Here is a 26,819-nt window from a genome sequence, read left to right on the forward strand (position 1 = left end):
CAGTTGCTGAGGCGCAAAATGTACTGGGTATGATACCCATGAGCCATGGACTTATTTTGGCAGGTATTTTATTTGCTATTGGTCTGTGCGGCGTCATGGTACGACGTAACTTCTTATTTATGCTCATGAGTCTTGAGATCATGATGAATGCGGCAGCACTAGCATTTGTCGTGGCAGGTAGTCGCTGGGTCGATCCAGACGGGCAGATTATGTTTATCTTTATTTTGACCTTGGCCGCGGCTGAAGCGTCGATTGGTCTGGCAATATTATTGCGTTTTTATCATCAGCGTGGGCATCTCGATGTCGATAGCGCCAATGAGATGAAAGGATGATGTCATGAGTTTATTACCATTAACCTTTATATTCCCGCTCATTGGCTTTTTGATTTTAGCCTTTATGCGCGACAAACTATCAGAGACGGTCGCAGCGATTGTCGGCGTGGGTAGCATGCTGTTATCAGCATTATGTACGCTAGTCGTTAGCTATACCTTTTTGACCACCAATCCAGCTGGAACGGTAATTGAAGTTCCGCTATGGACATGGTTCCAAGTTGGCGACTTTGCGCCGCATTTTGGCTTGAGCTTTGATGGTCTTGCATTGACTATGACAGGCATCATTACTGGGATTGGCTTTTTGATTCATCTGTTTGCCTCTTGGTATATGAAAGGCGACACTGGCTTTGCCCGTTTCTTTAGCTATATGAACTTGTTTGTGGCCAGCATGCTGTTACTGGTACTCGCAGATGATTTGTTCTTGCTATATCTTGGCTGGGAAGGCGTGGGTATCTGTTCGTACTTATTGATTGGTTATTATTACCATGACAGAGCCAACGGTCGCGCCGCGATGAAAGCCTTTACCGTCACGCGTGTTGGTGATGTGTTCTTAGCCTTCGGTTTGTTCTTATTATTCCGCGAATTCGGTACGCTTAATATTCAAGAGATTATTACGCGCGCGCCAGAAGTGTTCGATATCAATAATCCAACGATGATGCTTACCACGATGATGTTGGTCGGCGGCGCAATGGGTAAATCAGCGCAGTTGCCACTACACACATGGCTTGCTGATGCGATGGCAGGTCCAACACCCGTATCGGCATTGATTCACGCGGCAACAATGGTAACGGCTGGCGTTTATCTGATTGCCCGCTTGCATCCATTGTTTGAGTTGACCCCAGGCATCTTATTATATTGGGTTGGTGGCGTCGGGGCATTGACGCTGGTCGTTGCTGGATTCTGTGCGCTCGCACAAACAGACATTAAACGTATCCTTGCGTATTCAACCATGAGTCAAATTGGCTATATGTTCTTAGCGCTTGGCGTGGGTGCGTGGCAAGGGGCAATCTTCCATTTGATGACCCATGCTTTCTTTAAAGCATTATTATTCTTATCATCAGGTGCGGTTATTCTTGCGGTACATCATGAGCAAGATATCTTTAAAATGGGCGGTCTGCGTAAAAAGATACCATTGGTATTTTGGTGTTATATCATTGGTGGCGGTGCGCTCGCGGCGATACCTTGGGTTACCGTTGGTTTTTATTCTAAAGAAGCGATTCTTTGGGAAACTTATGCCACAGGTCACTTAGTACTATTCTATATGGGTGTGTTCGGCGCATTCTTAACCGCAATCTATACGTTCCGTATGATTTGGATCATATTCTTCGGTGAAGAAAAAACCCATGCGCACAAGCTATCAGGGGTGTCGTACTGGTTACCTTTATCGGTATTACTTGTATTGTCTACCGCTGTTGGTGCATGGATTACGCCGCCACTGCAAGGCGTATTGCCAGAGAGCGTGGGTCACTTATTAGAAGTCGCGGGTCAAGACCATGCTAAGCACACCGCAGAGTATATCGCGATGGGTGCGATGGTGGCCGGTTTGATATTGGCAGCACTATTATATGTCGTCAATAAAGGTCGCATGCTCATGAGCTTTAAGCGCTCACGTATTGGCGGGGCGCTATATCATTGGTGCTATCACGGCCTAGGTTTCGATGCGCTATACGATATAATTTTTGTAAAACCCTTTTTGTTCATCGGCCGCTTATTAAAAGCCGACCCTATCGATAAAACGTGGCTATTCTTGCCTAAGCTGGCTTCGGCAGGTAATAAAGTATTGTCTGCGACGCAAACAGGGTCTCTTCGAGGTTATGCCACAAGCTTTGGCTTGGGTATGGCTGTATTGCTGGTGCTGGTAATGATAACGGTGGTGTAAAGATGATGGAGTTACAACAAACGTGGATGCTGCCAGCATTAATCGCAATTCCTTTTATTGCAGGATTGCTATGCTGGTTGGTGGAGCGATTTAATAAACGTCTGCCGCGCTGGATTGCCTTGATCGGTATGATGTTGACCTTTGCTTTGTCATTAGTACTTTGGCAGCAGGGTGATTTTAGCGGTATGAGTAAGCAGGTCATCGCGCCAGATGCTGCCGTGCCTTGGGTCGCTGAATTTAGTGTGCCGTGGATACCGAGCTTTGGTATTAGCTTCCACTTGGCGCTAGATGGTTTGTCATTGATGATGGTAGTCTTAACAGGCTTGCTTGGTGTGGCAGCTGTTGCCTGTTCGTGGAATGAGATTCAGCGCCGCGTTGGCTTTTTCCACCTAAACTTGCTATGGAGTTTGGGCGGCGTTATCGGGGTTTTCTTAGCGATTGATCTGTTCTTATTCTTCTTCTTTTGGGAGATGATGCTGGTTCCTATCTATTTCTTGATCGCGCTTTGGGGTCATGATGTGGTTGGCAAAACCAAAGAATACGCCGCAACCAAATTCTTTATCTATACCCAAGCGTCTGGGCTTATCATGCTCATCGGTATTTTGGTATTGGTCATTATCAGCTACGCCCAAACTGGGGTGGTCAGCTTTAACTATAATGACTTGCTCGGTACGTCACTTGGCGGCTGGGAATATCCCATCATGCTGTGCTTCTTCATTGGTTTTGCGGTGAAGTTGCCTATTGTACCTTTTCATGGCTGGTTGCCAGATGCGCATGCGCAGGCACCAACGGCAGGTTCGGTGGATTTGGCAGGTGTGCTCATTAAGACGGCTGCCTATGGTTTGATTCGTTTTGTGTTGCCGCTATTCCCAGTAGCGTCACAAGAGTTTGCACCGATAGCTATAACTCTAGGTACGATTGGTATCTTCTACGGTGCTTGGCTCGCGTTTATGCAGACCGACATGAAGCGTTTGCTAGCGTATACCAGTATCTCGCACATGGGCTTTGTGGTACTAGCAATCTATGCTGGAACATTACTCAGCTTACAAGGTCTGATGATTCAGATGCTTGCGCACGGGCTTAGCTCAGCCGCACTATTTATCATGGCAGGGCAGCTATATGAGCGTCTGCATACACGTGATTTGACCTTGATGGGTGGTATGTGGGGACAGTTCCGTTACTACGCACCGATATTGATGTTCTTCTGTGCGGCGTTGCTTGGTATTCCAGGTACAGGTAACTTCATTGGCGAGTTCATGATTTTATTTGGCTCCTTTGCTCAGTATCCTGTGTTTGTAGTGTTTGCAACATTCAGCTTGGTGCTTGCAGGTCTATACTCACTTATTTTGATTCATCGCGCGTTATTTGGTGAAAACAACATCGCTGCATTGGCAGAGCGAGAGACTAAGTCACATGGTTTGCCTGCACGTAGATTAAAAGATTTGGGCAAGCGCGAGCTGTCATTACTATTGATGTTAGCGGCTGGTTTGGTATGGCTCGGATTATATCCACAGCCGTTCCTTGATACCTCAAGTCACGCGATGCAGTGGATCAATAATGCATATATATACAGTCAAGTGACACAGGTAGATGCGTCGCAACTGCTTGATGTAATGGAGGCACGTTAAGTCATGAATGAGATTACAATGAATGATTTGATAGGGCTTGTGCCTTACGCGCCGATTATCGCCGTAGTGATTACGGTACTCGTGGTGATGATTGCCATCACTATCAAGCGCTCGCATATGGTCACTGGTACAATCACCGTAGTCGGTTTGAATATTGCTCTGGTTACGTTACTTGGGCAAATGACGGGCTTTATTGAAAGCGGTGCTATTGCGCCAAATGCTGAGCAGTTATTTGTGATTGATAACTTTGCTCAGTTCAATATGGTGATAGTTCTAGTTTGTGCCTTGGCGTGTTGTACGCTATCGTATGCGTATCTGGCCGATCTAAAAGACAATAAAGAAGAGCTATACTTGCTCATGCTGCTATCGACCATTGGTGCATTACTCATGGTCAGTGCTCAGCATATGGCGTCATTCTTTATGAGTCTTGAGATGCTGTCAGTGCCATTATATGGTTTGCTCGCTTATACTTATATGCGTAACCGCTCGCTTGAGTCGGGGCTCAAGTATCTAGTGCTCTCAGCGACCGCATCAGCAACACTTTTGATGGGTATGGCCTTTATTTATGCAGAGGTTGGCTCGTTGGCATTTAAGCCAATCAGTATGGTGCTAGGCAATATTTTTGAATCGCCACTACTGATATTGGGTGCGGCGATGATGATGTTTGGTATCGCCTTTAAACTCTCGGCTGCGCCCTTTCATATGTGGACGCCAGATGTATATCAAGGGGCACCTGTCCCTATCGCGACCTTTTTGGCGTCTGTCTCAAAAGTTGCCATGATGGCGCTGGCGGTTCGATTCTTAATCGATACCTCTTTATTAGCATTGCCATCGGTGCAAATGTTATTAATGGTGATGGCAACCTTGTCTATCTTGGTAGGTAACTTGTTGGCTGTGCGTCAGACCAGCCTCAAACGTCTATTGGGTTATTCATCCATTGCCCATATGGGTTATGTGATGATCGTCATCGTCAGTATTGGCGCTGCTGCTGATAGCATTTCTAGTATGTATATGGCGGTGTATGCCTTTACGTCTATCGGTGCCTTTGGTGTGGTGACATTGATGTCGAGTCCATATCGCCTATCTGGTGAGGCCGATGAGCTGACACATTATCAAGGGCTATTCTGGCGTCGTCCAGTATTGACGGCAGTGATGACTATCATGATGTTATCACTGGCTGGTATTCCATTGACCGCAGGCTTTATCACCAAACTATTTGCGATATTGGCTGCTGTACAAGGAACCAACTGGTTCTTAGCTGCGATGATTATCCTAGGTAGTGCGATTGGTCTATTCTACTACTTGCGCGTGTTACTCACACTGTTCAAGCGTCCTAAGCAGTTCATCGAGTTTGACGTGTCCGGACAATGGGGTATTCGTACCGGCGGTATTATGGTTATTGCGGTGACGGCCATTATCCTGTTCTTTGGTATTTTGCCAAATAGTATGATCGAATGGGCAAGCTTGGCTCGTATTTGGTAGATTCGATGATTTATGCGATAAGATAAGCCATTTGCTGCTTATCTGTTGTTACGGTTAAAAAACCAAGATGCGCCCGCTTTATGATAAGCTTGGCGCATCTTTTTTTGCTTAATTTTTGTCTTTGGCAAACTTATCTTATAAAAATACCATTTAATAAAATATGAGTGATGAACAGTTATGAGTGATAATATTCAAACGGTAACGGTGCTCAGCAAAACCACATGGACGCCAAATTTATTTAGCTTTACCGTCAGCCGTCCTGATAGTTTTAAGTTTACTGCCGGACAGTTTGTGCGCTTGGGCGTCAATCCCAGCCAGTTGAAATATTACCAACAGGTTGAGGCAAGTGATGAAGCATTGAATGAAGATATCTTTCGAGCGTATTCGATTGTGTCTTCGCCATTCGATGAGGTGCTAGAGTTTTTCTCCATTGTGATTCCTGATGGTGCCTTTACCTCACAGCTGCAACATCTACAAGTGGGCGATGAGTTACTGCTTAATACCATGCCATTTGGATTCTTAACGTTAGCGCGTTATCAAAAACCATTGCCAAAGGATTTGTGGCTGCTCGCCACAGGGACTGGTCTTGCACCATTTTTATCGATGCTACAAGACCTAAAGACATGGGAAGATTACGAGCATATCGTGCTAGCCTATAGCGCACGCTCGACGGATGAGCTTGCGTACGTTGAGCAAATCGAGCGCTTGCAAGAAGACTTTGGCTCGCTGGTGGATAATCCGGCAAAGCTGATCTTTATTCCTATCGTCACCCGAGAGTCTGTCGACGGCGCGTTATCAGAGCGACTACCAAAGCTGTTATTAGAAGGCACGTTGCAAGCGCGCGCGGGTATCGATTTGGATGTCGATACGACGCATGTCATGCTATGTGGTAACCCAGATATGGTGGATGATACCAAAGAGGCATTGAAGACATTGGGTCTGGTGATGAATCGCCGAGGTGAGGGTAATATCGCTGTTGAGAACTATTGGTAGGGGCAGCTGACGATTGTCTCATTTAATAAAAAACGCTGCATCTATCAGGCTAATAACCTGTGAGATGTAGCGTTTTTTTGGAGACATCGTTTATGGATCGTTATTCTCGGCTGGGTTCGGTGGCATCGTCTACAGGGTTGATAGGGCCTTGCATCAATTGCGGCTCATCATCGTCGCTAATGATATCTTCGTTATTGCTTGAGGCCAATAAGTCACGGTAGTTAATCTGCGCCTTCAAAACCATTTGCTCTTCTTCAAGCTTTCCATAGTTGACCTGTACTTTATACAACGTACTCATGATCTTTTTGTTGTTTTTTAGCCAGCGGTTAATATCGAGGTAAATCACTTCATCTTTTGGGCGAGCAATATTGACGTAGGAGAGAATAAAGCCCAATGGGTCTTTTTTGAGGACGCTATGATAAAACCAAATAGCAAGCTTGATCCCTTGGCGCTTAACAAAAGACTCGCAGCGTAGATTTAATATATCGGTATACGTCTGCTGACCAAACACAAAACGTTGGACATTACGATCGAGCTGCACATGTATCAAACTAAAATTACTGGCCACTTCAGCGTAAATACCGCCAGCATCAACCGTGCAGTATAAGCGAAACCAATCATCATGCATTTCAACGCGCAGCTCTAGTATGGCTTTTACATTATCCGTCACAAAGCTTTGTAGCGCCTCGTTGACGTATTTTTGTGCGACTGGTAGGGATATCTCATCTTCGAGTTTCTCTGTCGTTTTATGATAGATGTCTTTAACCGATTGAGCGATACGCTCCCAACCACTATCAAGTGATTCGTCAAAACGATAGCCGATGTTCTCAAAGAACTCGTCAAAACTGTCTGAATTATTCACGTTATCAAAGTCGCTCAAACTTATTATCCTTATAATTATAGGGCTTAGCACTACCATTCTAAAACAGTATATAACAAATACCGTGGCTTCAAAATGGACACATGCGTTTTATGACAATTCATTTGATATCATAAAGACGATATCTGTTTTATAACATTTTTAGTGATAGGGATTTGTTTTAAGTAGATGAAAGGTTGTAAACACTGACTGATTAGCGCCATCTCTCGACCCTATCGGTTGGGCTAGCGACATAGTTTTATGTCATGTTATGATAGCGCCGACATATATCGTGCATATCACTACATGCTCATTCATAAACCATACGCCTTACCTATCAGCTGAGACCCATTGTGGCCTATATCAAAGACTCACAGAGCTACCATTTTTCGGCGCAGCCTCCCAAGCGTGATGTGAGCTTACCTGTAGCGATTGTCATTGCGGTCGCCATACACGTATTGATTATTTTTGGCATCAGCTTTTCGATGGGTAAAGACCCGGCTGCTATGATGCAGGATGTGGCAAAGGCGCTCACCGATAATATGCAGCCAAACGAAGACGCGCATTTTATTGCCAACGCCTCACAAGAAGGCGGCGGCACCATAGAGGAGCGACTGAGACAAGAGAATGACCAAGTGAGTCCATTGTCTGCTGAGCAAATGAGTGAGACACAAGACGTCATCAATCTACAGCGCCAAGTTCGACAGCAGCGCTACCAAGAGAGCTATCTGCGCACCACGTTAAGCTGGCGTCAGGCGAGCGTAGAGTCGGATAATGATAGCAAACAAGCACAAGATGACATCATGGCACAAGAAGCGCGTCTGCGTAAGCAAATCGCTACTTTAGAAGCGCAATTGTCTCAACGTCAGCAAGTCTATGCGACCAAATCCAAAGTGGTCACTATGGATAGTAACTCGACCACGCGCGGGGCAGCAGCTGACTATATCAATACCTTCCGTGAGCATGTCGAGCGTGTCGGCAATCTGCATTATCCTGTGCAAGCACGGGCGCAAGGCATTACGGGTGAAGTGCGGCTCATGGTCATCATTAGTAATAATGGCAATATCAAAGCCATTCGTCTGTTAGAAAGCTCAAATTCGACGATACTGGATGAGGCCGCAAAACAGTCAGTACGACAAGCAGCACCTTTTGGACAATTTACCAAAGAGATGAGTGATATTGTCGAGTTACGACTGATACGTACTTATCGCTATAGCGACGAAGTGAATGTCACCTACTAACGCCACAAAACGAAAACTACAAAACTAAAGCGATAAAAAATCAGTGACACGATAAATAAACATAGAATATCAACGAATACGTCATAATATTTGACGACAATAATTAAAATTAATCGGCAATTAAGATTAATCGACACCCAAATTTATAACACACCGCTATCGAGTAAAGAGTTAGTATGGAATTTTTAGGTTTTACAGTAGATGTTGCAACGCTCACCAGCAATGCATTAGAGATAGTCATCAAGGTGGCTTTGGCAATACTTATATTTATCGTTGGGCGCTGGCTTGCCAAAAAAGCCGTCGACTTTTTTGGCCGTCTCATGGCGCGTAGTCATTTAGATGAAACCGTGACGGGCTTTTTAAGCCGTCTGTTGTATGGCGTGCTATTGGTTGTCGTAGTCTTAGCCGCACTTAGCAAAGTTGGCGTACAGACCACCTCGGTCGTTGCTATCTTGGGCGGTGCCGCGGTTGCAGTTGGTTTGTCACTAAAGGATCAATTATCAAATTTTGCCGCTGGCATTATGATCGTGACTTTTCGCCCATTTGTACGCGGTGATTATGTGCAGATCAGCAGCTATACGGGTACAGTGACCGAGATTACCTTGGTCAACACGCATCTAACGACCATTAACAATCATGACATCATTATTCCTAACAGCGACATCACAACCTCAGCGGTGGTCAACTATACAGCACTACCCAATCGCCGCGTCGATATCACCGTGGGCATTGGCTATGATGCAGATATCAAAACGGCCAAAGATCTGATGCTGAGCCTCGCCAGAAATAACCCGTTGTCTTTCACCGATCCTGAGCCTATTGTACGAGTGACCAATCTTGGTGACAATTCAGTTGATTTGACATTGAACGTATGGACGACCAATGCTGATTGGTGGACCATGCAGTGCCAGTTACTTGAGCAGTTCAAACACGCATTGGATGATGAGGATATTGAGATTCCATTCCCGCAGCGCAGTATCCATGTCAAAGGCTTGGATCAAATGATCAATCAAATGGGTCAAGCACAAAAGCTGCCGAACACTAAAGATTGATTAAGACTGAATTAAAGATAGGGATTTGGTAGGTTTAGGCCTGCCAAAATCTCAATCTCAAAGCGTTCCATTTCATCTTGCTCAGCCTCTCCGAGCTCATGATCAAAACCCAGTAGGTGCAGCACGCCATGTATCAGTAAATGACTGATGTGCTGCACCACGGTTTTGTCTTGCTCTTGTGCCTCACGTACCATGACCTCATGACAGATAATAAGCTCACCAAGAGACAGTGTTGGCATTAGTCCAATGATGGCGACAGGCAACTCACTTGGATAAGACAAAATATTGGTCGCATAGTCCTTACCGCGTGCCTCTAAATTGAGGGCTTGGCCTTCGATTTCATCTGTAATATATATATCCAAGGTTTTAGGTTTTTCTTGCCACAGCTCAGAATCGATATCTGCAAAGTAGGGTAGTGTCAGCCCTTCATTGATGCGCGCGTTCATATAATCTAAAGTCGCCATCATGACAGATAATAGATACTTACGATCATAAAACGTATCAAGCGTCTCATCATCGATACTATCGGCTGCATTAATATCCAGTGCTACCAAGCTGTCATCGTCATTAGTGGCGCTATGATCTTGGTGGCTATTATTACTGTCAAATTGGTTCATATCGGTGTCCTGTTTTATTATAAATGGGCGTGTTTAGTTGGCTATACTCAATCTAGACCATGCCTCACCCAAGTAATGCTAAACCTAAGCAATCTCTGCCAAGAAAAAACCGGACTACTTTAGTAATCCGGTTTTTCTATGCAATATAAATCTTTATAGTAAATTGTTCTAGCGTTATTATAGTTGATCCAATTTAAGAGCGATACAAGGCAACCGAGTGCAGATGTATATGTCATACTTCAAGCGAGTTTAACGCTATAACGCTTTTATAGTGGATTGACTATATTATAGTTTGGCAGCAGCATTAGCCACAGCTTGTCTACGTTCTTGTTCTTTGATACGTTCAAACTTACGTTTTTCTTCTAGAGCCATTTGCTCTTCATCGTATACGTCATACGCTTCAACGATTTGTTGTACCAACTGATGGCGTACCACGTCTTTTGAATCAAATTTGGTGATATGAATCTCTTCGATGTCTTTTAAGATCTCCATCGCCTGCGCGAGACCTGACTTATGACCGCGCGGCAAATCGACCTGCGTGATGTCACCAGTAATCACAGCCCGTGAGCCAAAGCCCAAACGTGTCAAAAACATTTTCATCTGTTCAGGCGTGGTGTTCTGTGCTTCATCCAAAATGACAAAGGAGTTATTGAGCGTACGACCACGCATATACGCAAGCGGGGCGATTTCGATGATTTGTTTTTCGATCATCTTGCCAACTTTCTCAAAACCTATCATCTCATAGAGGGCGTCATACAATGGACGCAAGTAAGGATCAATTTTTTGCGTCAAATCACCAGGCAAGAAGCCTAGTTTTTCGCCAGCTTCTACGGCTGGACGCACGAGCAAGATACGCTCAATCTCGTTACGTTCTAGCATATCGACTGCACAAGCGACCGCAAGATAAGTTTTACCAGTACCAGCAGGGCCAATACCAAACGACACATCAGAGCTTAAGACGTTTTTTACATAGCGCTGCTGGTTGCCACCGCGCGGTATGATGCGACCTTTGCGCGTACGCAGACTGACGGGCGTAAACTCATTGGCCTCATCTGATTCTGCATCCTCGATATCATCATCCTGCTCATCGTCGTCCATATCCTCATCACGCGAGATGCTAGATTGAATAATCAGATGCAGCTCTTCTGCGCTGATATCCTTGGTATTTTGGGCTTCATCGACCATCTTGTAGATGATGCGCTCACCGCGCTCGACAGCGGTCACATCGCCACTTAAGCAAAAATCGCCTTGGCGTTGCATGATTTTGATATCGAGGCGTTCTTGGATGTATTTCATGTGATTGTTATATTCACCAAGCACGGTTTTGAGCTGTGCTGGCGTTAGGGATTCAAACTTTATACGGCGGCTCATGGTATCAGTCAAGCGATTATCCTTGTATTATGTGCCCGGCGCTGTGATTTCATTTTGATAGCGTCACGGGTTTCAGAGATAAAGTAGTTAGTAGCGTTATATGGGTGTTGAGTAGTTATAGTAGATACTAAAAATGACGGTAATATTATTGTTGGTTTTGTGGAAGATAATAAATAAAAGTCTTGCCTTCATTATGGTAGAGAATTTTTAAAATTCAAGCGATACATTGAGCAGATAGCGTTGTTTTTGTATGTCGATTGCAATCAACACACAGGCCTACTCTAAATCGAGTCAACAGCATGTCTATTAAGTTCATTTATCGGTTAGATAACATCATCAGGGAAAAGTAACGCTCGCATTGAGAGATGAATAAGTTGAGTTTTTACTGATTTTACTAGGGTGTGTTGACAATTACCGTAAATGGATAATCGTCGCTGCTAAATAGATATTAGCAGCAAACGACTCATCCGTTTTTTCAGCACGCATGGCAATTTTCTTGAAATCTTTCAGCTTACAGAAGAAGTTCTCGATTAAGTGACGCCACTTGTACATTTCTTTATCGAAATCTCGTTGCTTTAAACGAGAGCGTTTAGGGGGTATGACCGCTTTGCTACCACGCTCTTCTAAGTCTAGCAGTAGCCAATCCGTGTCAAAGGCTCTATCAGCAAGCAATGCACCAAACTCTTTGTCTTTAATTAAAGGTTTAACGCCAGCCATGTCATGCTGTTGTCCTTTCAATAAAGTAAAATCAACAAGGTTGCCTAATGCATCAACCATTGCCATGATTTTAGTGGTCATACCGCCTCTTGATTTGCCAATTGCCTGATGACAAGCCCCCCTTTTGCGCCTTGTCCATGACGATGTACCTTAACAATAGTGCCATCAATCATGGCATACTCTAAATCTGAGTCATTCAGAGCATTAAATAGCTTGCTGAATCTATCGCTTTTTACCCATCGACGGTAGCGCTTATAAACACTGTTCCAGTTACCAAATTCAGGGGGTAAGTCTCGCCACGGACTACCTGTTCGGACAATCCATAGAACAGCTTCGATAAATAGTCGATTATTTACCGCTGTTCTACCAACATCGGTCTCTTTACCTGCACAATACGGTGCTATCTTTGCCCACTGGGCATCACTTAGGGTTAATCTAGTCATAACACTATGATTATCAATTATTCTATATATGTCAACACACCCTAATATAAACCTTGCTTGCGACGAGGATGGACGAACGATTTGTCTACGGTTAAGAGCGCAGCATGATAGGCAATTTGTGGTAATCTATGAGCGATATTACAGCACTCAATCGCCAAAGACGTGTCTGCCCAACAATTATAATAGGAACAACAACGATGCAAGAGACAGGTTCACCTTTATCCAATTCTAAAAGCCTACCTGAAAGAAGAGAAGCAATCACCGACCAGCAAGTGCTTATCGTCGGTGGCGGTCATGTCGGTTTGTCTTTTGCCTTACTACTGGCGCATCACGGCATTGCTAGCACGCTATTAGAAAAAAACCGCTATCCCACTATTAGTCCGACCGATGACCGTACGCGCAGTCATTATTTGGACAGTCGTAACACGGCGCTATCTCGGCGTACGGTACAGATCTATCAAGAGATTGGATTGTGGGATGAATTGCAAAGCCATGCGTGCCGAATTGATAGCGTGCAGATTAGTGAGCAAGGTAGCTTTGGGCGCGCGCAGCTCAATAAAACCGAAGAGAAGGTCGAATCCTTTGGACAAGTCATTGAAAACGCGTGGCTAGGGCGTAAGCTCTTATTAGCCGCACAGCAGTCACCACTTATTACCTTGATTGATAATGCCAGTGTCAACGCCGTTGCCCAACAAGCGGACGGCGTGACGCTGAGTTTTAGCAATGATGGCGAAGCAGAAAACGAGCAACAGCTACAAGCCAGCGTGTTAGTCGCTTGTGATGGACGCGACTCTACGGTACGTCAGTTGTTAAATATCGGCACCACAACCTATGACTATCAGCAAACCGCTATCGTTGGTGTGGTAGAGACCGATAGACGTCATGAGCATGTAGCGATTGAGCGTTTTAGCCCAGCGGGGCCACTGGCGGTACTCCCACTGACGGACCCAAAAGGTGATGGCAATGATGAATATCAACGAGGTTATAGACGATCTGTGGTTTGGGTCTGTCCAACAGGTGAAGAAACCAAATATCTAGAAGACGACGCGCAGTTCTTGCAGACGCTACAGCAAGCGTTTGGACAACGCGCGGGCACGTTTGTCGCCGCTGGTCGCCGCGGCGCGTATCCGTTATCGCGTGTGCTAGCAGATAAGCAGGTCGAGGGTCGCTGCGTTATCATGGGCAATGCCGCTCATACTTTGCATCCTGTCGCGGGTCAAGGGTTCAATCTTTGTATGCGAGATGCTCATGTATTGGCGCAAATGATGAGCTCACAAGTGCTCAAAGGCGAGGACATCGGTAATGCACAACTACTAAGGCGCTATGAAAAAGCGCGTCAAACGGATCAAAAGCGGGTGATTCGATTCTGTGATGCCGTGGTACATGGCTTTACCCATCCTAATCCCGCCATTAAGTTTGTACGTAATATGGCATTACTGGCCTTTGATAAATTGCCAAATATCAAGCCATTGGTGGCAACCTACGCGATGGGTTTAAAGTCATAGCGCTATAGTTAATCCTCTTTAAAAGAGTGACAGCTTTAACCTCGCTTGCAGTATTGCCTATACATCTGCACTCGGTTGCCTTGTCTCTCTTTTAAACTGAATCAACTATATGTAATTGAGATTGATAATAAGCATTCTAATATTGAGCAATATTGAGAGACACCTTATGAAAAACAATCATACGCTGATTATCGGTGGCGGTATCGTTGGCGCGACGCTCGCGCTAAAGCTGGCGCAAAATAAAATGCTAGTGACCTTGGTTGATGCCTGTCCTGCGCGTGACGAGTCAGTGTGGCAAGCGGTGCTAAGCAAACGTGACGCTCGTGTCTATGCGCTTAGTCTGGCGAGTATTAACTTGCTCGAAGAGGTTGGCGCGTGGCAACACATTACCGCATCCAAGCGTAAAGCGGACTATTCGCAAATGCAGGTATGGCAACTGAATGGCATGGGCGAGCTATTATTTGGTGATAGTCATGACCAAAGCGCTGCGCCTGAGATACTCGGTAGTATGGTGGAGCCAGCCGTTATTGAGCACGCCTTATGGCAGCGTTTGCATGAAGCGGATGTCAGCGACTATCTGACCGTTATCGCTGGGCATAAAGTGGTCAATATGGACTGGCTAGGTGCACAGCAAGGTTACCGTGTGACCTTGGATGATGGAACAGCGATTGATGCGCGTCTGTTAGTTGGGGCTGATGGGCGTGGCTCATTTGTCCGTCAACAAGCAGGCATTGGACTTGATACGCTTGATTACAATCAAACCGCGATTTGCTGTGCGATTCAGACCGAGAAACCGCATCAAGCGACTGCTCGTCAAGCCATGTTGCCAACGGGCACGCTAGCACTATTGCCGTTAGCGGATATCACTGAGGAAGATAAAGCCCGTCCAGAGCATTGGCAGTCAGTAGTATGGACTTTGCCGCGCAATCAGGCATTGGCATTGATAGAGGAAGACGACCGCTTTATCGCAGATAAACTCGCAGCGGCAAGTCATTACGAGCTGGGTGCTATCAACCAGATTGAGTCCATCGCCAGTTTTCCTTTAGCAGCACAACAAGCAAAAAGCTACGTCGCTGATAACTTAGTACTCATCGGCGATGCCGCCCATGGCGTGCATCCGCTGGCAGGCCAAGGGTTGAACCTCGGTATGCTCGATGTAAAAGTATTGTGTGAGCAGTTGATGCATGACTTTACCCGTAGTGGCGGCACGCTGTGGGGCGGTAATCAAACGCTGCGTCATTATGAGCGCTCGCGTCGTCCGCATAATAGCCTGATGATGCATAGTTTCTCTGCGCTTAATTGGTTGTTTGCAGGATCGCTTGCTCAAGCGCGCCCCGTGCAGCAAATCCGTAATGAAGGCATGTATCGGGTGGGCAAGATAAAACCACTCATGCGCTTGTTTGCAAAGCAGGCGAGTGGGGTTTAGTTTGCTTGTTCTTAGTGACATAGAGTTAGGGACATAGCATGAGTATAAGTATGACCTATCATAACCAGTAAGGCATTCACTATGACAAAGTTTAAGACAACAAAATTCTCTACTGCCTTATGGATGATAGGAGCTGTGGTAATAGCAGGCTGCCAATCAGTGACTCCAGCCACAAGTAACATAGCACAAGAGGTTTTAAAGCCCTCCATTTGCATGGTTGAACCGCCACCTGTTGATGAAAATGGCAAACCTATGCCAGTAGATTTGGACGATACATTGTCTATGGAGTTACGAGTATTTTTTGATAAAGATAGTGTCGAATTCAAGGAACAATATACTCCGGAATTAAATAAGATCATAGCGTTCGCGGATCGCTGTTCTAACCTGACTTTTTTTGTCCAAGGGCATACCTCCAAAATTGAACAGCAAGCCATTGACGAGAAAGCTCTACATCTCAAAGGCTCGTCTCAGCCACTGGACTTTATCTCATTAGCGAGTGCTCGTGCACAAAGTATCAAAAATTATTTGGTTAATCTTGACCTACCAGCGCATAGAATTCGCACCTTTGATTGTAGCGCTGATAATCCTATTGCTCCTAATGATACCGAGGAGGGAGCTATTATGAATCAGCGAGCGTTCGGTTGGATATCAGCGCGAGATAGGTATGATCAAATGTTACTCGAATGCAGAGAGTTTTAAAGGAAAAATATTATGAAAACTCAATTGGGAAATGCATTTTTAATTTTGGTAAGTGCTTTGGCGTTATCAGCCTGCCAAACATCTGTTTCACAAAATCAAGCAACTCAAAATATTAATGCCCCAGTTGCTAAAGTTATTTTAGATAGCGACGGCGATGGCGTGCCTGATGACATCGACCAATGTCCAAATACAAAAATGGAAAGTAATGTAGTAGTGGATGACAGAGGCTGCCACTTCATTATGGGACCTGACATGAGTTTAAAAATCGAGTATCGCGCCTTTTTTGATAAAGACAGCAGTGAGCTTTTGCCAAAGTACCAAGATGAACTCAATAATGTCGGTAAAAGAATGCAAGAACATAAGACAGCAACGATACGGATTGAAGGTCACAGTTCCAAAAGTGAGGTTGATAGCGCCGATTTAAACAAATCCAATCCACTGGCGCAAGCTCGAGCCGACAACGTTAAAAACTATTTGATGTCAAAGTTTAATATTTCACCTAAACGTATCACGGTAGTTGAGTACGGCGCAACTAGACCAACTGCGCCTTCAGACAGTGAAGAAGGCGATATGTTTAATCGTCGAGTTTATGCGCTTGCGACTGAACCTGATAAGTGAAAATGTAGCTTTTTTTAAAAGGACAAAATAATTATTAAAAAGGACTTTACCATGACATCAAAAGTTTATTTAGCTATGGGTATTTTTAGCAGTATTTTTACGTTATCAGCTTGTCAAGCTGCACTGCAATCGGTAACGGCTAATCAGCAAGCGCCTATCGTAGCGCCCGTCGTTCCGGCAGTTTTGGATTCCGATGGCGATGGAGTGCTTGGTGATATAGACGAGTGTCCACAAACGCCACTTCATACAGTAGTGGATGATAGAGGCTGTCCATTTACTCTTATTGGTGTCGGTCTAAAAATGGAATACCGAGCCTTTTTTGCCAAAGACAGTAGTGAGTTATCAAAAGAGTACCAGCTTGATCTTGATAAAGTAGCAGAGCAGATGAATAAGTACGATACCGCTACTATGAAAATTGAAGCTCATATTTCGAAAGATGAAATGGGGCAGGCGTTAAGTGCTTTATCTAAAAATAGAGCTATGATGGTCAAAAACTACCTTATTTTAAAACACGACATCAAGCCTAGTCGTTTGAGTACTTTTGACTGTAGTATCAGAGCGCCTATTGCATCAGCTGACACCGAAGAGGGAAAATCCATGAATCGTCGAGTCTATGGACTAGCGACAGAGCCAAAAATAAACGCTTATAATGATCCGGCTGACTCAGCTTCAAAGATATGTGACGAGTTCTAAATCGTACTCAATCTTAAAAATCTGTATCTACCCCAAAGCCGAAAACACCACCATCAGTACGGGCGAGATGATATTAATCAAAAAGCCAAAGCTAATTGCCAGTGGCACGACCTTAAGGCCGCCTGATTGCTGAATAATCGGTAAGGTAAAATCGAGACTCGTCGCGCCGCCAAGGCCAACTGAGGCAGACGGATATTTACGCATAAACACCGGTATAAATAGCAGTGCAAAGAACTCACGGATTAAGTCATTAAATAACGCTACACTGCCCCAAATTGCGCCATAAGCCTCGGTCATGACGATAGCGGAGAGCGAGTACCAGCCAAAGCCTGAGGCTAATGCTAAGCCTTTGGTCCATGAGACTTCACTAAATAGCAAGGCAAAGAATAGTCCGCCCGCCAACACCGCAAAGGTGAAGATAACGCTCATCTCCACGCCGCGGCGATTGAGCAGTACTTCTTTAAGCGTAATCCCTGAGCCTTTAAGGCCAATACCGACGAGTAGGATCAAAATCATCAGCATGACCGTCATAGAGTTTTCAGGCGGTAGATAGCCTTCTGGCAAAAAATACCCAATCACCATCCCAATTACCACGCAGACGACCTGTAATAGGCTACCTCGAATACTGACACGATGCTCTTTAGATTTGACGCTTGGTTTTTTGGCATGCCACGGTCGTACATGATCAAAAACCATCAGTGCAAACAATCCTGTGCCTATCGTCAATATGGATAAGACAGTCACGTACAGTGCAATTTCGCCAACTTGGTTACCCAGCCCTTCTACCTGTGATAGCTCAATACCGATCAGTGCCAAGATAAGATAGACCAAATAAGACAAGCCCGTATCAGCAAGTTTGGTCAAGGTCGGATTAGACGGAATGGCAAAGCCAATAAACATTGGCATCAAGACCAAAACGAGGGTAATTAGGCTTTGCATGGTGGTCAGCTCGCAGCGATTTTAACAAGATATTTTAGGAAGCTTGCGATTGTACCATAACCCTGACCGAATACTAAAAACCCACTAGGTAGCCTACATTGATTGATATTTTGTGAGCTGATAGAACTTACGACAAGTTAATCAATCTCTGCTATTGGCTGACTTTTTCTAGGACGTTGATGTGTACACTGCTCCGTTAAGCAATCAACGTTTTCCACATATTATTTAGCGTTTTCGATATATTTATAGATTGAGCAGCAGAGATATGTTGCTGATATGGCTCACGCTGCGGCTCAACCACACTTGCCCGAGGTATATCCGATAGCTTTGGATAATCAAGGCGATAATGCCCGCCGCGACTCTCCATACGCTGATAAGCAGACTGAATAATTAAGGTCGCTAAAGCAAGCTGTCTGGTTAATTGAAAGCATGCAAGTTCGCTAGCAGTAGTAGGGCTGCGTCTATTACTTGCATCGGATTGATCAGACTCAGCATCTGTGAACCAGTCTTGCCACTTTTGTATTTGGGTTAATGCTTGTTCTAATTGTCCCGCGCTACGGGTGATACCCATGTTGGCCGTCATGAGTGCTTTTAGTTCTGTGGCTATGGTTGCGACATCAGTTTTTGCCAGATTAGTGTCAACAACATCGAGTGTTTTATTGCCATGACCATATTGTTGTGCAACAAGCCCAGAGATAGGCAAGACCACAGGCTGCGTATTTGTAAGAATTGGCGCTGACCAAAACTCAATCGCTGATTGAGCTGCCTCATAATAAATGTCACCATTTATCTCTTCTAAGTCTTCTAAACGTTCTAAATACTGAGGCAAATGGTCTGCGATATTACGACCAACCACCACGCACTCCAACAACGAATTACTTGCTAAGCGGTTGGCCCCATGTAGCCCTGTATAAGCGACTTCACCAGCCGCATAAAGTCCTGGTACATCCGTCAATCCATTGGCATCAGTCACCACACCGCCACAACTATAATGCGCAGTCGGGGCAACTGGAATAGGGTCTGTCGTGATATCAATCCCGAGCGTTAAGAGCGTTTGGTAAATCTGCGGGAAATGCGCTTTTACAAAGTCAGCAGGCAAGTGACTGACATCAAGATGCACGTAGCCAAGCCCGTTGTTATCAATCTGCTCGGCTATCGCCCGAGCGACGATATCGCGCGGTGCCAATTCAGCACGTGCGTCCACGTCCAACATAAAGCGGACACCCGTCTTTGGACAATATAACCGTCCCCCTTCACCGCGCAGTGCTTCAGATATCAAAAAGCTGCTGTCATCTAGCGCTAAACCTGTTGGGTGAAACTGAATGAACTCCAAGTTTGCCAAGCGGCAGCCTGCTTGCCATGCCATCATGACACCATCACCGACGCAGACGTTAGGCGCGCTGGCACGCTTGAATAATTGACCCAATCCACCACTAGCCAGTACCACTGCACGACTATGAAAGGTGAGCGGGCGCCCATTGATATGATCAAAAACAAGCGCCCCTCGGCAATGCTTAGCATCGCTATTATCTGTAAAAAAAGGCTTGTCGCTCGCTATAGGCAGTGTCAATAACTCAAGCGCTTCATGATAAGGCAAAATAGTGATATTGGTAGCAGCTTGCGCTTTGATGGTTAATGCGTCCATCACGTGTCGACCCGTTGCATCGTCCGCATGGGCGACGCGTCTACAGCCGTGACCGCCTTCTTTTGTTAAATGCAAGTCGCTAGTCTGTAACCGAGAAAATTCCTGTGCGCTTGTATTATCCAAAGCGTTAGGTGAGTTCTGCGTAAAAGGGACACCTTGCGCGCATAGCCACTGAACCGCTTGCTGTCCTGCACCCAAGATACTGGCGGTATTATCGGGTGTGCAAAGCCCGGCACCAGCCACTAAGGTATCAGCAACATGGTCAGACACAGAGTCATCTTTGTCTAGACTAGCGGCAATGCCACCTTGAGCATAGTGACTTGAGCAAACCTCAAGTGCCGCTTTACTCAAAACCGTGATATTTAGTGACTTTGGTAGCGATAACGCTGTACTCAAGCCTGCCAGTCCAGCGCCAATGATAAGGACGTCAGTTTTGACAATATGGCTCATGTGACTACTCCTATAGTTATCAGGAATACAGTTATCAGGGATGGTGGTACGGGTTTGATTGGCTGAGCGCGGCTGACTCATGCTAGGCTGCCCCAACATTGGCAAACAATGCACGGTCTTGGACGATATCGCCACTGGCGGCCACACGTTGCTTTTGTGATTCAGCAAAATCAAGCATACGTTGTAAGGGTTTTCTAGCGGCGGCGGCAAGCTCAGGCGTCATTAGTACCTCACCGCTGTTATTGGTCAAGCATTGCTCGATACCTTTTAGGCCATTCATCGCCATCCAAGGACAAAAGGCACAGCTTTTACAGCTTGCGCTTTCACCAGCGGTAGGCGCTGCCAAAAAGCGTTTGTTCGGCGAGCGTTTTTGCATTTCATGCAATATGCCGAGGTCAGTTGCAACGATAAAGGTGTCAGCATCCATCTCATACGTTGATTGCAACAGTTTACTGGTTGAACCAACGACATCAGCGAGTGCCACCACGCTATCGGGCGACTCAGGATGTACCAAGACTTTGGCTTCTGGGTACTCGGCTTTTAATTGCAGCAATTCAGTGGCTTTAAACTCATTATGCACGAGGCAAGACCCTTGCCAAAGCAGCATATCTGCACCCGTCTCACGAGCGATGTATTTGCCCAAATGACGGTCAGGCCCCCAGATGATCGGCTCACCTTGTGCATGCAAATGACGGACGATATCGATACCGACCGATGATGTCACAACCCAGTCAGCGCGGGCTTTCACCGCGGCGCTGGTATTGGCATAAACGACCACGGTATGCTCAGGGTGGGCATCACAAAATGCGGAAAACTCATCAGCAGGACAACCCAAATCGAGCGAACATTCCGCCTCCAAATCTGGCATAAGCACGGTTTTTTCCATACTTAAAATCTTTGCTGATTCGCCCATAAAGCGTACACCAGCGACGACTAGGGTCTGGGCGCTATGGGCTTGTCCAAACCGAGCCATCTCAAGCGAGTCACCGACGCAGCCACCTGTCGCAAGTGCTAAGTCTTGGATAAAAGGATCGACATAGTAGTGTGCAACGAGTACCGCGTTATTATCTTTCAATAATTTTTTGATGTTTTCTTCAACCACGAGTCGTTCAGCACGAGGCAAGTCTGCTGGCATTTTTGCTCTGGCATATTCGATGTTCATCTGAGTGGCGATGCGATTGTCGGTACTCATGATGGGTGCGTCGTAAGGATAAATTTTCATAATGGCAACCTCTGTTGGCGCTATAGTGATAAATGGTGTGCTAAAACAAGATATTTGGTTAAATAAATTTAATTGGTCTTTAATTATGCTCATTTTGAGTATAAATACAAGTGTTTTTTATAGGTTTACTGATTTATTTCCTCTGTTGTCATCATTTATTCTTAGTTATGTGATAGAGATTCTCTAGCATGTCTCTGCACCATCTTTCTTTGATAGTAGAAGGACCATTTTGATGTTGTCTGATTACAACGCCAGACTATGATATTTCAAGATTCACGTTATACTGTTTTAGATTTGAGGCGTACTATCACTATCAGCCTTGAGAACCCTTTTATGCCATTTTAAAGAGACAGGATAATCCCCAAAACTATGACGTTGTCTTATTCACATGCGCACCAGCAAGGTAGCGGCACAACAGAAGTGGTCGCTGTATTGGTCGCGATTACCGATCATATCGCTCGTGTCCTAACCGTTGACCAAGGCAAACTGTTGCCAAATGGGCCGCTTATGCCATTACATCGCTCGCTACAGGCAGGCGTGCGTCAATGGGTAGAAGAGCAGACGCAGCAGCCGCTTGGGTATTTGGAGCAGCTATATACCTTTGTTGATACCAACAGACGTAATGTTGATGGTCATGCATTGGTGTACGTCAGCTACCTTGGTTTGGTACAAGAAACTCAAATGCAGGCATTGCAAAGCCAAGCGCTATGGCGAAATTGGTATGATTATTTCCCGTGGGAAAATCATTTGGATGGTATGCCCAGTATTATTACCGACTTTATCGTTCCTATGCTTTTAGAGTGGGCAGATACCGCCGAAGACTCTATTGCCCGGCAGCGCAGGCGTCAACGTATTGGTTTGTGCTGGGGACTTAGCGAAGAGTTTTTGACAGATAGCGAGTTCATAGAAACTGAACCAGTTGGCGATAAGGCTGATGAAAGCAGAGAATGGATCGCAGAGCATGTGCTGCTGCGCTACGAGATGCTGTATGAAGCAGGACTGATACCAGAAGCGCCCAATTATCCGCCTAATTACCAAACGGTTCAATTGCCAAGCGACTGGTCTCAGCGTATCGGCATACCGATGTATTACGATCATCGCCGCGTGATTGCCACCGCTATCTCCAGACTACGCGCCAAGATTGAATATCGACCGCTTATCTTTGGGTTGATGCCAGATGTGTTTACTTTATCCCAATTGCAGCAAAGTGTTGAGGCCTTATCAGGCATACGCTTGCACAAACAAAACTTTCGCCGTTTGCTGGAATCTCAGAATCTTGTGATGGAGACAGGAGAGAGTAGTAGTGCTCAGCGTGGTCGCCCCGCCAAACTCTATCGTTTTCGCCATGATATCGAGCTACAAAGCTTATTGATGGACAGCAAACTTCCTAAGCGTAAATAATTGCTACTAACAAATACAGCTAGGTCAATTTCATATAGAAATCGACTTGCTCAATAAAAACTTTTTCACCTTCCCTTGCAGGAGCGTCAACTTTACGCTATATTTATGCTCATTTTGAGTTTAAATATTTAGAAGTTTTTATTCATATTACGCCTACATAAGGGTCAAACATGACAATTGAAAAAGAGCCAGTATTGGATGACGTATTGCTTAAACCTTTGGTAGAAGATGCGCTAGCGGAAGATTTGGGCAGGCGTGGTGATGTCACCTCGCAAGCCACTATCCCAGCAGATATGCAAGCCCAGCTACAAATTAAGGCACGACAATCAGGTGTGATATGCGGTATGGATTTGGCGCGGTTGTCTTTTGCCTTAGTTGATGCAAGCATTGAGTTTGTGGCTCAAGTGCAGGATGGCGAAACAGTCGCTGCTGGTGCCGTATTGGCTACTGTAAAAGGTAATGCACGCCATCTGCTAACAGCAGAACGTACAGCATTAAACTTCATGACGCATCTTAGCGGTATTGCGACTGCGACCCGCCAGATCGTCGATAGCGTGGCGCAATATCCGGCGCAGATTACTTGTACGCGTAAAACCATCCCAGGTCTGCGTATTGTACAAAAATACGCGGTACGCTGCGGTGGCGGTCGCAATCACCGTTTGGGACTGGATGATGCGATTTTAATCAAAGACAATCATATCGCTATTGCCGGTGATATAAAGACGGCTATCGAGCAAGCGCAACACTTTGCTGGGCATCTGATTCCGATTGAGGTTGAAGTCGATACACTAGAGCAATTAGAGCAGGCGCTAGAGGCGGGTGTGAGTTTGGTATTGCTAGACAATATGTCGCCAGAAATCTTATCGCAAGCGGTTGCTATGTGTAAAGGTCGCGCAAAGACTGAAGCATCCGGTGGTATTACGCCTGAAACGGTACGAGCCGCCGCCAGTACAGGGGTTGATTTTATCGCGATGGGCTACCTAACGCACAGTACTACCGCTTTGGATATTGGCTTAGATTTTAGTGCATAGGCCATCAATTATTTCAGCTTTATCTGAGTCATAGCTTTTATATTCGCTGGATTTTTCGCCAAGATGACATAGAAGGGTAACCGAGCAAAGTTAATGATTTAACTCGCTTATCTGCCTATGTTACAATGCTATTATGAATTGCCTATTGGGTCATCGTCGCACTCGCACGATGGCCTTCTCTTTTTGCACCAGTGGTATCAATAGACAAGCGAGCGCTCAGTGAATACTGAAATTATCAAGATAATCCTAGCCTTTATGGTATTGATCAATCCATTTAGCGCATTGACGTTGTTCTTGGATTTGACTCGCGGCTATTCGATGAGAAATCGACGTAAGGTGGCACGCGTTGCCTGTCTGACCATTTTTATCACCATTAGCTTTTTTACGGTGGCAGGTGAGACGCTACTAAAGGCACTAGGTATTTCTATTGGCTCGTTTCAGCTGGCTGGTGGTATATTGGTGTTCTTGATTTCACTGAATATGATGAACGGTGAAGGCAACCCTGTTAAGCCTGATCAAGAGAACTTCGATGTCGACCACGTGCAAGATGCACCGCCGACGATGGCCTCAGCAGTGGTCCCCATTGCGATACCAATGATGATTGGACCAGGTGGTATTTCTACCGTTATTATCTATTCATCGCAAGTCTCAGGCATTTTGCAGGTATCTGCCATCATCATTGCTGGTCTCTTCATTAGTTTATTTTGCTACTTGGCATTGATGGCTGCTGGTCGTATCAGTCGTTTGTTGGGTGATACCGGTCTTAACATCATGAGTCGGATCATGGGTATGCTATTAGCAGCCGTGTCTATCGAGATTATCGTTAGCGGTCTGCGCACACTGTTTCCTGCTTTAATCTAAGCTATTTATTCTGTGTCTAATATTGAGCACTTAAAATCCTCTTAATTTATCTAGATTTAATGCCTAATGTTGTATTTAGCTTTGGTATAAATGCCAAGCCAGATACAACATCAGCAATCCTACCAACGCATCCAGTATGTTCCACGCTTTGGGCTTCGCAAATAGAGGTCTGAGCAATCGTGCACCGTAACCGAGCGCAAAAAAGAAAAAGAATGAGGCGCTAATTGCCCCAATGGCAAAGGTGAGCTTACTACTTGCGCCTGTTGAAACCATCCCAACGAGTACCAATGTATCTAAGTAGACGTGTGGGTTTAGCCACGTAAAGCCAAAGCAGAGCAGCAGCGCTTTTTTTAAGCTACTCACTACTTGTCCCTCGACCGTCAGCGCATGAGATACGCGTACGCTGGCATACAGACTCTGTAAGCCATAACCCAACAAAAATAAAACCCCTGCTATTTTTGCAATATCGATCACATGCGGATAGCGTGCGGTGACCGCACCAAATCCACCAACGCCTGCTGATATCAAGAGCGCATCGCTCACCGCGCAAAACAGGCAAACAAAAAATATGTGCTCACGTTTGAGACCTTGTTTGAGTACAAAGGCATTTTGTGAGCCAATGGCGATGATGAGCGATAACCCAAGCAGGAAACCAGAGATATAATCGGGAGCATTCATAACAAGGCGCTTAGCATTTAGGAAGTGAGCGGAGAGAGTAGGAATGTTGACACTTTGCGTACTGGCAGGTCAGCAAAAACCTGTTAAGATACGCTATTGAATGAAGGTATGCAATATGAGCACAGATTGCAGGTATCGAACGAGGGGCAGAGCAAGTTATGGTCGTTAGTTTGACAAGAATGCTAAAGTCATTTGGGCAAGCGCAAGATGACCTACCAACGCTAGCTGCCAAAAATGCGCAGGAAATAGGTGCCAGTCAGCACATGGATAATGATATTAATCATGTGGATATCGATCATACGAATAGCAGTACTCAAGCAGATCGCCAGCGTCCGCCACTCACAGCGCCTGAGCGAGTAGACCGCATCTGTGATGCATTGGCGCAAGTAAATGATATTCACTCATCAACCCCGCTGACTGATCGCTATTTGTCCAATCGCGCCCAAATGCAACCGACCAATAGACCACCTTTTGACCCCGATACCTTGTGGTATCTCAAACATGGACGTTGTCCGATTATGACTGAGCTTGTTGATGTGGTCGATGAGGCCACCCTAAATGCGATGCCTATCGAAGCCGTTGCGATATTAGATCGTATCAATGGTAAGCTAAAACGCTATCGTGAGTGGAGTAGTGAGCTAAACGAGCAACAGCAGCAGCAACATAATGAGCGACAATTTGTCATTGATAAGCTGGTGTCCGAGAGCATCCCAGAAGCGCTACATCATTACGAGCAGTTGCAGCGCTTTAGTCCGCATCGCACCAAAAACAATATGGTACAGGGTAAAATGACCGCAGGTGATATGTTGACCGATTTGTTTTTAGAAATTGATTATGAGCTTGATGAGCTATTGGATGAATTGCATCAAACCGTTTTAAATCGTCTTGCCTCAACCCATCGCTATGTCAAGAGCCGGACACAAAGCTAAGGATGGTAGGATTCTATGGATAAGCGCAAACGCCTATCCAAAAACATAACAGACTCAATGTATAACAATATAAGGCTTTCATAGAGCCTTATTTTTTTGTTTAATAAA

General features: G+C 45.4%; 24 protein-coding genes. 16 read left to right on the forward strand and 8 right to left on the reverse strand.

The genetic code is table 11. The features are described from left to right. The first annotated feature begins 23 nt into the window (after positions 1–23). The 5 genes from nuoK to CUR83_RS04180 all read left to right on the forward strand — a co-directional run bounded on the left by nuoK (position 24) and on the right by CUR83_RS04180 (position 6,314). The gene (gene nuoK / locus CUR83_RS04160; RefSeq protein WP_025653102.1) at positions 24–332 is read left to right on the forward strand and encodes an NADH-quinone oxidoreductase subunit NuoK; all 309 of its coding nucleotides are present in this window, start codon (positions 24–26) and stop codon (positions 330–332) included. A gap of 4 nt (positions 333–336) precedes the next feature. Beyond that, positions 337–2,211: an NADH-quinone oxidoreductase subunit L gene (gene nuoL / locus CUR83_RS04165; protein ID WP_284719133.1), complete on the forward strand. Its 1,875-nt coding sequence runs from the start codon at positions 337–339 to the stop codon at positions 2,209–2,211. A 5-nt stretch (positions 2,212–2,216) separates the two neighbouring features. Then, positions 2,217–3,839, forward strand: coding sequence for an NADH-quinone oxidoreductase subunit M (gene nuoM / locus CUR83_RS04170; protein WP_201587839.1), 1,623 nt, complete (start codon positions 2,217–2,219; stop codon positions 3,837–3,839). A gap of 3 nt (positions 3,840–3,842) precedes the next feature. Further along, on the forward strand, positions 3,843–5,321 hold the full coding sequence (gene nuoN, locus CUR83_RS04175; protein ID WP_284719134.1) for an NADH-quinone oxidoreductase subunit NuoN: 1,479 nt from the start codon (positions 3,843–3,845) through the stop codon (positions 5,319–5,321). Positions 5,322–5,498: 177 nt separating this feature from the next. Then, positions 5,499–6,314: a ferredoxin--NADP reductase gene (locus CUR83_RS04180; protein ID WP_284719135.1), complete on the forward strand. Its 816-nt coding sequence runs from the start codon at positions 5,499–5,501 to the stop codon at positions 6,312–6,314. 100 nt (positions 6,315–6,414) lie between these two features. Here the strand turns inward: CUR83_RS04180 and CUR83_RS04185 are convergent, their stop codons facing one another. Further along, positions 6,415–7,194: a hypothetical protein gene (locus CUR83_RS04185; RefSeq protein WP_284719136.1), complete on the reverse strand. Its 780-nt coding sequence runs from the start codon at positions 7,192–7,194 to the stop codon at positions 6,415–6,417. 332 nt (positions 7,195–7,526) lie between these two features. Between CUR83_RS04185 and CUR83_RS04190 the strand changes: the two genes are divergently transcribed. Continuing rightward, positions 7,527–8,414: an energy transducer TonB gene (locus tag CUR83_RS04190; protein ID WP_284719137.1), complete on the forward strand. Its 888-nt coding sequence runs from the start codon at positions 7,527–7,529 to the stop codon at positions 8,412–8,414. Between the two features lie 176 nt (positions 8,415–8,590). Continuing rightward, a complete protein-coding gene (locus CUR83_RS04195) occupies positions 8,591–9,466 on the forward strand; it encodes a mechanosensitive ion channel family protein (RefSeq protein ID WP_284719138.1) in 876 nt (291 codons plus the stop codon). A gap of 11 nt (positions 9,467–9,477) precedes the next feature. Here CUR83_RS04195 and ybeY read toward each other — a convergent pair whose 3' ends face one another. The 3 genes from ybeY to CUR83_RS04210 all read right to left on the reverse strand — a co-directional run bounded on the left by ybeY (position 9,478) and on the right by CUR83_RS04210 (position 12,614). Then, positions 9,478–10,083, reverse strand: a complete 606-nt coding sequence (ybeY, locus tag CUR83_RS04200) for an rRNA maturation RNase YbeY (protein WP_284719139.1) — start codon at positions 10,081–10,083, stop codon at positions 9,478–9,480. 285 nt (positions 10,084–10,368) lie between these two features. After that, complete coding sequence (locus CUR83_RS04205; protein ID WP_058024365.1) at positions 10,369–11,454, reverse strand: PhoH family protein; 1,086 nt, start codon at positions 11,452–11,454, stop codon at positions 10,369–10,371. Between the two features lie 411 nt (positions 11,455–11,865). After that, a protein-coding gene (locus CUR83_RS04210) for an IS5 family transposase (protein ID WP_165596948.1) occupies positions 11,866–12,614 on the reverse strand; the annotation gives its coding sequence in 2 pieces (ribosomal slippage) (positions 11,866–12,284 and positions 12,284–12,614; 750 coding nt in all). A gap of 197 nt (positions 12,615–12,811) precedes the next feature. Between CUR83_RS04210 and CUR83_RS04215 the strand changes: the two genes are divergently transcribed. From CUR83_RS04215 to CUR83_RS04235, 5 genes are all read left to right on the forward strand, one after another. Beyond that, on the forward strand, positions 12,812–14,119 hold the full coding sequence (locus CUR83_RS04215; protein WP_284719812.1) for a UbiH/UbiF/VisC/COQ6 family ubiquinone biosynthesis hydroxylase: 1,308 nt from the start codon (positions 12,812–12,814) through the stop codon (positions 14,117–14,119). A gap of 166 nt (positions 14,120–14,285) precedes the next feature. Beyond that, on the forward strand, positions 14,286–15,545 hold the full coding sequence (locus tag CUR83_RS04220) for an FAD-dependent monooxygenase (RefSeq protein ID WP_284719140.1): 1,260 nt from the start codon (positions 14,286–14,288) through the stop codon (positions 15,543–15,545). Between the two features lie 81 nt (positions 15,546–15,626). Beyond that, on the forward strand, positions 15,627–16,244 hold the full coding sequence (locus CUR83_RS04225) for an OmpA family protein (RefSeq protein WP_284719141.1): 618 nt from the start codon (positions 15,627–15,629) through the stop codon (positions 16,242–16,244). Between the two features lie 12 nt (positions 16,245–16,256). Continuing rightward, a complete protein-coding gene (locus tag CUR83_RS04230) occupies positions 16,257–16,862 on the forward strand; it encodes an OmpA family protein (RefSeq protein WP_284719142.1) in 606 nt (201 codons plus the stop codon). A 51-nt stretch (positions 16,863–16,913) separates the two neighbouring features. Beyond that, positions 16,914–17,555, forward strand: a complete 642-nt coding sequence (locus CUR83_RS04235) for an OmpA family protein (RefSeq protein ID WP_284719143.1) — start codon at positions 16,914–16,916, stop codon at positions 17,553–17,555. Between the two features lie 27 nt (positions 17,556–17,582). Here CUR83_RS04235 and CUR83_RS04240 read toward each other — a convergent pair whose 3' ends face one another. From CUR83_RS04240 to nadA, 3 genes are all read right to left on the reverse strand, one after another. After that, entirely contained in the window at positions 17,583–18,494 is a 912-nt protein-coding gene (locus tag CUR83_RS04240; protein ID WP_284719144.1) for a LysO family transporter, read from the reverse strand. A 196-nt stretch (positions 18,495–18,690) separates the two neighbouring features. After that, complete coding sequence (nadB, locus tag CUR83_RS04245) at positions 18,691–20,670, reverse strand: L-aspartate oxidase (protein ID WP_342213124.1); 1,980 nt, start codon at positions 20,668–20,670, stop codon at positions 18,691–18,693. A 1-nt stretch (position 20,671) separates the two neighbouring features. Beyond that, positions 20,672–21,811, reverse strand: a complete 1,140-nt coding sequence (gene nadA, locus CUR83_RS04250; protein ID WP_425301254.1) for a quinolinate synthase NadA — start codon at positions 21,809–21,811, stop codon at positions 20,672–20,674. A gap of 369 nt (positions 21,812–22,180) precedes the next feature. Between nadA and CUR83_RS04255 the strand changes: the two genes are divergently transcribed. The 3 genes from CUR83_RS04255 to CUR83_RS04265 all read left to right on the forward strand — a co-directional run bounded on the left by CUR83_RS04255 (position 22,181) and on the right by CUR83_RS04265 (position 25,104). Beyond that, entirely contained in the window at positions 22,181–23,212 is a 1,032-nt protein-coding gene (locus CUR83_RS04255) for an NUDIX hydrolase (RefSeq protein WP_284719145.1), read from the forward strand. 170 nt (positions 23,213–23,382) lie between these two features. Continuing rightward, the gene (gene nadC, locus CUR83_RS04260) at positions 23,383–24,243 is read left to right on the forward strand and encodes a carboxylating nicotinate-nucleotide diphosphorylase (RefSeq protein ID WP_093070670.1); all 861 of its coding nucleotides are present in this window, start codon (positions 23,383–23,385) and stop codon (positions 24,241–24,243) included. A 219-nt stretch (positions 24,244–24,462) separates the two neighbouring features. Further along, entirely contained in the window at positions 24,463–25,104 is a 642-nt protein-coding gene (locus CUR83_RS04265) for a MarC family protein (RefSeq protein ID WP_093070668.1), read from the forward strand. Positions 25,105–25,179: 75 nt separating this feature from the next. On the opposite strand, the gene CUR83_RS04270 is transcribed toward CUR83_RS04265, so the two are convergent. Next, positions 25,180–25,782 carry a LysE/ArgO family amino acid transporter gene (locus CUR83_RS04270; RefSeq protein WP_284719146.1) on the reverse strand — a complete coding sequence of 201 codons (603 nt, stop codon included), beginning with the start codon at positions 25,780–25,782 and terminating at the stop codon, positions 25,180–25,182. Positions 25,783–25,961: 179 nt separating this feature from the next. Between CUR83_RS04270 and CUR83_RS04275 the strand changes: the two genes are divergently transcribed. Continuing rightward, entirely contained in the window at positions 25,962–26,711 is a 750-nt protein-coding gene (locus CUR83_RS04275; protein WP_284719815.1) for a hypothetical protein, read from the forward strand. Positions 26,712–26,819: the final 108 nt, after the last annotated feature.

Source organism: Psychrobacter pocilloporae, assembly GCF_029872915.1.
Lineage (GTDB): Bacteria > Pseudomonadota > Gammaproteobacteria > Pseudomonadales > Moraxellaceae > Psychrobacter > Psychrobacter pacificensis.